Origin of the sequence: Caballeronia sp. INML2 (assembly GCF_023631365.1) — a bacterium.
Lineage (GTDB): Bacteria > Pseudomonadota > Gammaproteobacteria > Burkholderiales > Burkholderiaceae > Caballeronia > Caballeronia turbans.
The window spans coordinates 1-544 of sequence record NZ_JALQDH010000113.1 but is presented as its reverse complement, the minus strand read 5'-3'; the positions used below and the strand labels follow the sequence as shown (position 1 = coordinate 544).

General features: G+C 64.3%; 1 pseudogene. It reads left to right on the top strand.

What is annotated here, in order from left to right:
* Positions 1–544, top strand: a pseudogene (locus NCT32_RS33840) (integrase); the annotation flags it as partial.

Here is a 544-nt window from a genome sequence, read left to right as displayed (position 1 = left end):
GACACGAAAACCACCTTCGAGAATTACCGCAAGGAAGCCGAACGGCTCCTGCTCTGGTCGGTCGTCGAGATGGGCAAACCCCTCTCTTCCTTGACCCATGAAGACTGCTTGCGCTATCAGCAGTTTCTGGCCGATCCGCGGCCTGCCGGCACGTGGGTGGCCGGGGGCGGGCGCAAGCATCCGCGCAGCGACGCGCGCTGGCGGCCGTTTTATGGGCCGCTATCGTCGTCCAGCCAACGCCAGGCAACCGTCATCCTGAACGTGATGTTCTCGTGGCTGGTGCAGGCCGGCTATCTCGCCGGCAATCCGCTCTCGCTCTCGCGCCAACGCACGCGCCACGCCGCGCCCCGTATCACCCGCTATCTGGAGCCGAGCGTGTGGCAGGCGGTCAAGGACTTCATTGCGACGATGCCGAAGCAGACGGACCGGGAAAAAGCCCATGCGTACCGCGTCCGATGGTTGTTCACCCTGCTCTATCTCGGCGGGCTGCGCATTGCGGAGGTCGGTGCCAACACCATGGGCCAGTTCTTCGTGCGACACGATG